The 5,434-nt window shown below is 64.0% G+C and carries 6 protein-coding genes; 2 read left to right on the top strand and 4 right to left on the bottom strand.

Annotated elements, in window-relative coordinates; translation table 11 throughout:
* The 3 genes from Y708_RS0119965 to Y708_RS0119955 form a co-directional block, all read right to left on the bottom strand.
* On the bottom strand, positions 1 to 220 hold a 220-nt coding region (locus Y708_RS0119965), incomplete at its 3' end, for a hypothetical protein (RefSeq protein WP_028281281.1).
* Positions 217 to 1,239: a cytochrome d ubiquinol oxidase subunit II gene (cydB, locus tag Y708_RS0119960; RefSeq protein WP_035777015.1), complete on the bottom strand. Its 1,023-nt coding sequence runs from the start codon at positions 1,237 to 1,239 to the stop codon at positions 217 to 219. The genes Y708_RS0119965 and cydB, both read right to left, overlap by 4 nt.
* A gap of 30 nt (positions 1,240 to 1,269) precedes the next feature.
* Positions 1,270 to 2,868 carry a cytochrome ubiquinol oxidase subunit I gene (locus Y708_RS0119955; protein ID WP_028281279.1) on the bottom strand — a complete coding sequence of 533 codons (1,599 nt, stop codon included), beginning with the start codon at positions 2,866 to 2,868 and terminating at the stop codon, positions 1,270 to 1,272.
* 226 nt (positions 2,869 to 3,094) lie between these two features.
* Here Y708_RS0119955 and Y708_RS0119950 point away from each other — a divergent pair, with 226 nt between their 5' ends.
* Together Y708_RS0119950 and Y708_RS0119945 are read left to right on the top strand one after the other, a co-directional pair.
* Positions 3,095 to 3,466 (top strand): BlaI/MecI/CopY family transcriptional regulator, encoded by a 372-nt coding sequence (locus Y708_RS0119950; RefSeq protein WP_028281278.1) that lies wholly within the window; start codon positions 3,095 to 3,097, stop codon positions 3,464 to 3,466.
* 7 nt (positions 3,467 to 3,473) lie between these two features.
* Positions 3,474 to 4,448 (top strand): M56 family metallopeptidase, encoded by a 975-nt coding sequence (locus Y708_RS0119945; RefSeq protein ID WP_028281277.1) that lies wholly within the window; start codon positions 3,474 to 3,476, stop codon positions 4,446 to 4,448.
* A 5-nt stretch (positions 4,449 to 4,453) separates the two neighbouring features.
* Here Y708_RS0119945 and Y708_RS28740 read toward each other — a convergent pair.
* Positions 4,454 to 5,434: toprim domain-containing protein (locus tag Y708_RS28740; RefSeq protein ID WP_035777014.1), on the bottom strand; the 981-nt coding region annotated here is incomplete at its 5' end.

The following is a 5,434-nucleotide window of genomic DNA, read 5'->3' as shown; positions in this document are numbered from 1 at the left end:
CCGCCGCGCGCAGCAGAACTCCGGCGGCACCGGTCCAGACAAGCCCAGCCGGGTCCGGCACGCTGGCCGTACCGGCGAGAGAGGCTATTCCCTGGGCAATGGATTCAGCCACGAGCACCAACCCGGCCGCCTTGAGAGCGGCGAGCAGTCCAAGCAGGTAGAGGGCCGAGGCGGGCACGGCGGCGCCTGCCGGCCCGCGGGCGATGAGACGCTCAATCACAGGGCACTGACCGAATGGGCCGGCGGAATGCTCTTCTCAGTCACGCGTTTCCGGAATACCCAGTAAGTCCAGCCCTGGTAGGCCAACACCAGGGGCACTCCAAAGGCGGCGATGACGCTCATCAGCCCCAGGGTGTAAGGGGACGAGGACGCGTTGCCCACGGTCAAATTGAACGCCTCGTCAAGTGTCGAGGGCAGCACCACCGGATACGCAGAGCCAAAGACGCAGGCCATCGCGGCGGTGAGGAACAGGCCCATTGCGGCGAAGCTGACCCCGTCGCATCCGCGGCGCGCTGTCAGCCACGACGCCACCGCCGCCGCTGCCGCAACCGCCAGCATGGCCAGCGTCCAGGCATCGTCGCCGCGTGCCTGGACTACCGCAGCCCACACCAGCAGCGGCAGGACCGCTGCCGGCAGCAGCCGGACAAAGAGGGCGAGCGCGCGCTCCCGGATGGGACCGCCCGTCTTGAGGACCAGGAATCCGGTCGCGTGAATCACACAGAACAGCACGACGGCGGCGCCCCCCAGCATCGCATAGCCGTTGAACCACGCCCAGGGACCGCCTACGCGGTCGCCGTTGGCGTTCAGGGGCAGGCCCGTGGTGGTCAGGGCCAACGCCGCGCCGATACCGAACGCCGCCGTGAAGGACCCCAGTGCAATTGCCCAGTCCCAGCGGTTCCGGGAGGCCCCGGATCGGGCCTTGCCGCGGTACTCGAAGCCCACGGCGCGGAAGATCAGTCCCAGAAGCACCATGACCAGCGGCAAGTAGAGAGCCGAGAGCAGCGATGCATACCAGAGCGGAAAAGCGGCAAAGGTGGCGCCCACGGCCGTCACCAGCCAGACCTCGTTGCCGTCCCACACCGGCCCCACGGTGTTGAGCAGCACGCGGCGCTGAGTGTCGTTCCGTGCAAACAGCTTCATCAGCATGCCCACTCCGAGGTCGAACCCTTCGAGGAACAGGTAGCCGGTCCACAGCACGCCGATCAGGATGAACCAGATGGTGGGAAGCAGGTCAGTCATCAGTGCACTCCTCGATTTCCGGGTATCCGGTCAGTAGGCGAAGGCCAGAACATCGCCGTCGTCCTTCCCGCGGCTGACGCCGTCGTCGTCGCCGTCGTTCTTGGACCCTTCAGTCAGCTCGGGCATGGCGGAGGCAACACCGCCGCGCACGTAGCGGACCAGCAGCCGGACTTCGACCACCAGGAGGACGGCATAGACCACGGTGAGCGCAACGAGGGAAAAGATCAGCTCGCCCACGGAAACCCCCGGCGACACGGCCGCCGCGGTAAACATGAAAACACCGTCAATGCCGCTGGGATCAGGATTCGGCGCCACCACAAAGGGCTGCCGTCCCATCTCCGTGAAAATCCAGCCCGCCGAGTTGGCGCCAAACGGTGCGAGGATGCCCAGGACGGCGAGGCGCATCACCCAGCGGGACCGCGGCACCGTCCCTTTGCGCAGGAACCACAGGGCCACGAAAGCGGCGAAGGCTGCGAGGGCGCCGAAACCGATCATGATCCGGAAGCCCCAGTACGTCACCTCCATGACCGGCACGTAATCAACCTGTGTGCCTGCGCGCTCGCCGTACACCGGATCATCCGGGATGGTGGTGCCGTACTTTTCCTGGTACTCAGGCACCAGCGTGTTGACACCCTTGATCTCGGTGTCGAAGGTTCCGTTGGCCATGAAGGACAACATGCCTGGAATTTCGATCACGGCCACAATGTCATCGCAGTTCTGCGAGTCGCGATTGTCTGCCGACAGATCCCCAACGGACAGGATGGAGAACCCGGTCCCGTCGTGGCAGGCGGCTTCGGCTGCGGCCATCTTCATGGGCTGCTGTTCAAACATGAGCTTCGCCTGCAGGTCACCGGTGAGCGCGGTTCCGGCAAAGGAAATCAGCGCAACGACGGCGCCAATCTGGGCCGACCGGAGCCACACCCTGTGGTCGGTGCGGCCCCGTATAGCCTTCCCGCCGCCCGCGATGACCTTACCGCTGGTGGTGGTGCGGTCGATTCCGTCGGCGCGGCGCTTCCACAGGTGGTACCAGCCAATGCCCAGCAGGAAGGCACCTGCGACTGCCAGCGCGCCGAAGATGGTGTGGGTGAAGGCGACCAGCGCGGTGTTGTTGGTGAAGACGGCCCATGCGTCAACCATGCGGGCCCGGCCGTCTACCAGTTCAGCACCCACCGGATGCTGCATCCAGGAGTTCGCGACAATGATGAAGTAGGCCGAAAATACCGAGGCGAGCACGGCCGCCCACAGGCAGCACAGGTGGATCAGGCGCGGAAGCTGTTTCCAGCCAAAGATCCACAGGCCTAGGAACGTGGACTCAACAAAGAACGCGAGCAGTGCCTCCATGGCAAGCGGTGCCCCGAAGACATCGCCGACAAACCTGCTGTACTCGCTCCAGGCCAGACCAAACTGGAACTCCTGAACAAGGCCGGTGGCAACTCCCATGATGAAGTTGATGAGGAAGAGCTTGCCCCAGAACTTTGTCATACGCAGGTAGTGCTCCCTGCCGGTGCGGAACCACAGTGTCTGCATCGTGGCGACCAGCAGGCCCAGGCCAATGGTCAGGGGCACCATCAGGAAGTGGTAGACGGTGGTGATGCCGAACTGCCAGCGGGCAATTTCAAGTGCTTCCATGGGTTCTAGGATCTCTGCTTCGACTGGGTACGAGATGATTTCTACGTCACGTAGAAATATGTTTTTCTACAGATCGTAGAACAAATTTTGGGATTGTTCTACGCGATGTAGAACCTTGCACAAAAAGCGGGTAAGTTAGAAGGAGGAAAGCACAATCAGAGCCGGCTGCGGATCCCGCCCGCCGGACAGCGCTCTTCCCTAATTCCAAGCTCAACAAAGGACTTCAATGGCCACCCTCGGAGAACTCGAACGCACAGTGATGGACCTGCTGTGGGCCACACCCGGGGCAATGACGGCGAATTCCCTGCGCGACGCGCTGGCCCTGGTCCCAGCGGGCGCCACGGTGGGAAAGGAACTGGCGGTCACCACCGTGTTGACCGTCCTCTCACGCCTGGAAAAGAAGGGGCTGGTGGAACGCGAGCGTGACACCCGCCCGCACCGTTACCGTGCCATCACCAGCCGTGAGGACCACACGGCGGAACTGATGCATGAGGTGCTGGTCACTGCACCCGACCGCGAGGCTGTGCTCGCTCGGTTCATTGGCAGCGTATCCGAGAGCGAGGCGCGCGCACTGCGCAAACTGCTCGGCGGCAGCTGACCCGCACATGCTCCTGGCCGCCCACTTCCTCGCGACGCTCGCCGTGGTTCTGGCCTGGCCCGCACCCATCGCCCTCTCCCGGGCCGGCTGGCCGTCACGATCCCCCTTCACCGCGATGATTCTCTGGCAAGCCATTGCACTTGCCGGCGGACTGTCGATGATAGGCGCCATGCTGGTCTGGGGACTGGAACCACTTGGGGACAATCTTCTGGAAGCCATGGGTGCGTTGTGGGCCACGATCGTCAACAACCAACCGGCCGACACGCTGGGGCTGGTCCATGTGTTCGCACTGAGTGCGGCCAGCCTGCTTGGCGCACACCTGGTCTTCACCCTGCTGCTCACCTATGTCAGGATCCGGGGGCAGCGGCGGCGCCACCGCGACATGCTCAACCTGCTCAGTTCGCCTGCGGCAGACAACCCGGCCACACTGGTCATCAGCCACCCGTCCCCGGTTGCCTACTGTCTTCCCGGAGGGGCGAGATCGGTCACGGTGCTCTCCGACGGGCTAATGGGCCTGCTGACCGATGAGGAACTCGACGCGGTGCTCATCCACGAGCGGGCACACCTGCATCAACGCCATCACTTGTTGCTGTGGGCATTTGCCGCCTGGCGCTCCGCACTGCCCTGGCTTCCCACCTCGCAGCTGGCGCAGCGCGCCGTCAACGAGCTGATCGAGATGCTGGCTGACGACGAAGCACTAAGGCAGGTCGACAAGCCAGTGCTGGTCAGGGCGATCGCCATCGTTGCCACCGGGTCGGCACCGGGCGCCGGCACGCACGGGGATTCCGGCCTGGCTGATGATTCCACCCGGTCAACCATCACCCGGGAAGCGGGCGAACAGTCCACTGTGCACCGGCTGCGGAGGCTGCTTGAGCCACTGCCACCGCTCTCGGCGGTCCAGACTTCCGCTGCTCTCGCGGCATCCGCACTGTTGCTTGCCGCACCAACGGCGCTGCTGGTGGCTCCCGGTTTCTTCGGCTAGGACCGCTAAGCGTCAATCCGTTCCCTGTCCAGGGAGGCTGCCCCCGCAACAATGAAATCTTTCCGGGGGGCAACATCGCTGCCCATGAGCAGGTCGAAGACACGTTCGGCGGACTCGGCCTCCTGGATGCGCACGCGGCGAAGGGTGCGGTGCCGCGGATCCATGGTGGTTTCCGCCAACTGCCCGGCGTCCATCTCCCCCAGGCCCTTGTACCGCTGGATCGGTTCCTTGTAGCGCTTGCCCGTCTTCTCCAGTGCGGCAAGCAGGCGGTGGAGTTCCTGCTCCGAATAGGTGTAGACGGTCTCATTGGCTTTACTCCCGGCGCCAACGATCTCCACGCGGTGCAGGGGTGGCACGGCGGCATACACTTTACCTGCGTCCACCAGCGGCCTCATATACCGGAAGAACAACGTCAGGAGGAGCGTGCGGATGTGCGCGCCGTCAACGTCAGCGTCGGTCATGAGAATGACCTTCCCGTAGCGTGCCGCATCAAGTTGGAAGCTCCGGCCCGATCCTGCTCCCACTACCTGGATGAGAGCCGCACACTCCGTGTTGGAAAGCATGTCCCCCACCGAGGCCTTCTGCACATTGAGGATCTTCCCCCGAATGGGAAGCAGCGCCTGGTAGTCCGAGGAACGGGCAAGCTTGGCGGTACCCAGCGCGCTGTCTCCCTCCACGATGAACAACTCGGAACGCGTGACGTCGTCAATGCGGCAGTCAGCCAGCTTGGACGGCATAGAGGATGTTTCCAGCGCATTCTTTCTCCGCTGGGTTTCCTTATGCACCCGGGCGGAGATGCGGGATTTCATCTCCGCCACCACCTTTTCCAGCAGCAGGGCGGACTGTGCCTTATCACCCCGGGCCGACGACGTCAGCCTGGCCAAAATCTCCTTCTCCACCACCCTGGCCACGATCGCGCGGACAGCCGAGGTGCCGAGGATTTCCTTGGTCTGGCCCTCAAACTGCGGCTCGGCAAGCCGCACAGT

Source organism: Arthrobacter sp. H5 (assembly GCF_000520595.1).
GTDB lineage: Bacteria > Actinomycetota > Actinomycetes > Actinomycetales > Micrococcaceae > Arthrobacter_D.
This window is presented reverse-complemented; position numbering and strand designations above follow the sequence as displayed.

Excerpts from the sequence above, each read along its gene's own strand:
- cydB (WP_035777015.1), bottom strand. The coding sequence starts at position 1,239 with ATGACTGACCTGCTTCCCACCATCTGGTTCATCCTGATCGGCGTGCTG.
- Y708_RS0119955 (WP_028281279.1), bottom strand. The coding sequence starts at position 2,868 with ATGGAAGCACTTGAAATTGCCCGCTGGCAGTTCGGCATCACCACCGTC.
- Y708_RS0119950 (WP_028281278.1), top strand. The coding sequence starts at position 3,095 with ATGGCCACCCTCGGAGAACTCGAACGCACAGTGATGGACCTGCTGTGG.
- Y708_RS0119945 (WP_028281277.1), top strand. The coding sequence starts at position 3,474 with ATGCTCCTGGCCGCCCACTTCCTCGCGACGCTCGCCGTGGTTCTGGCC.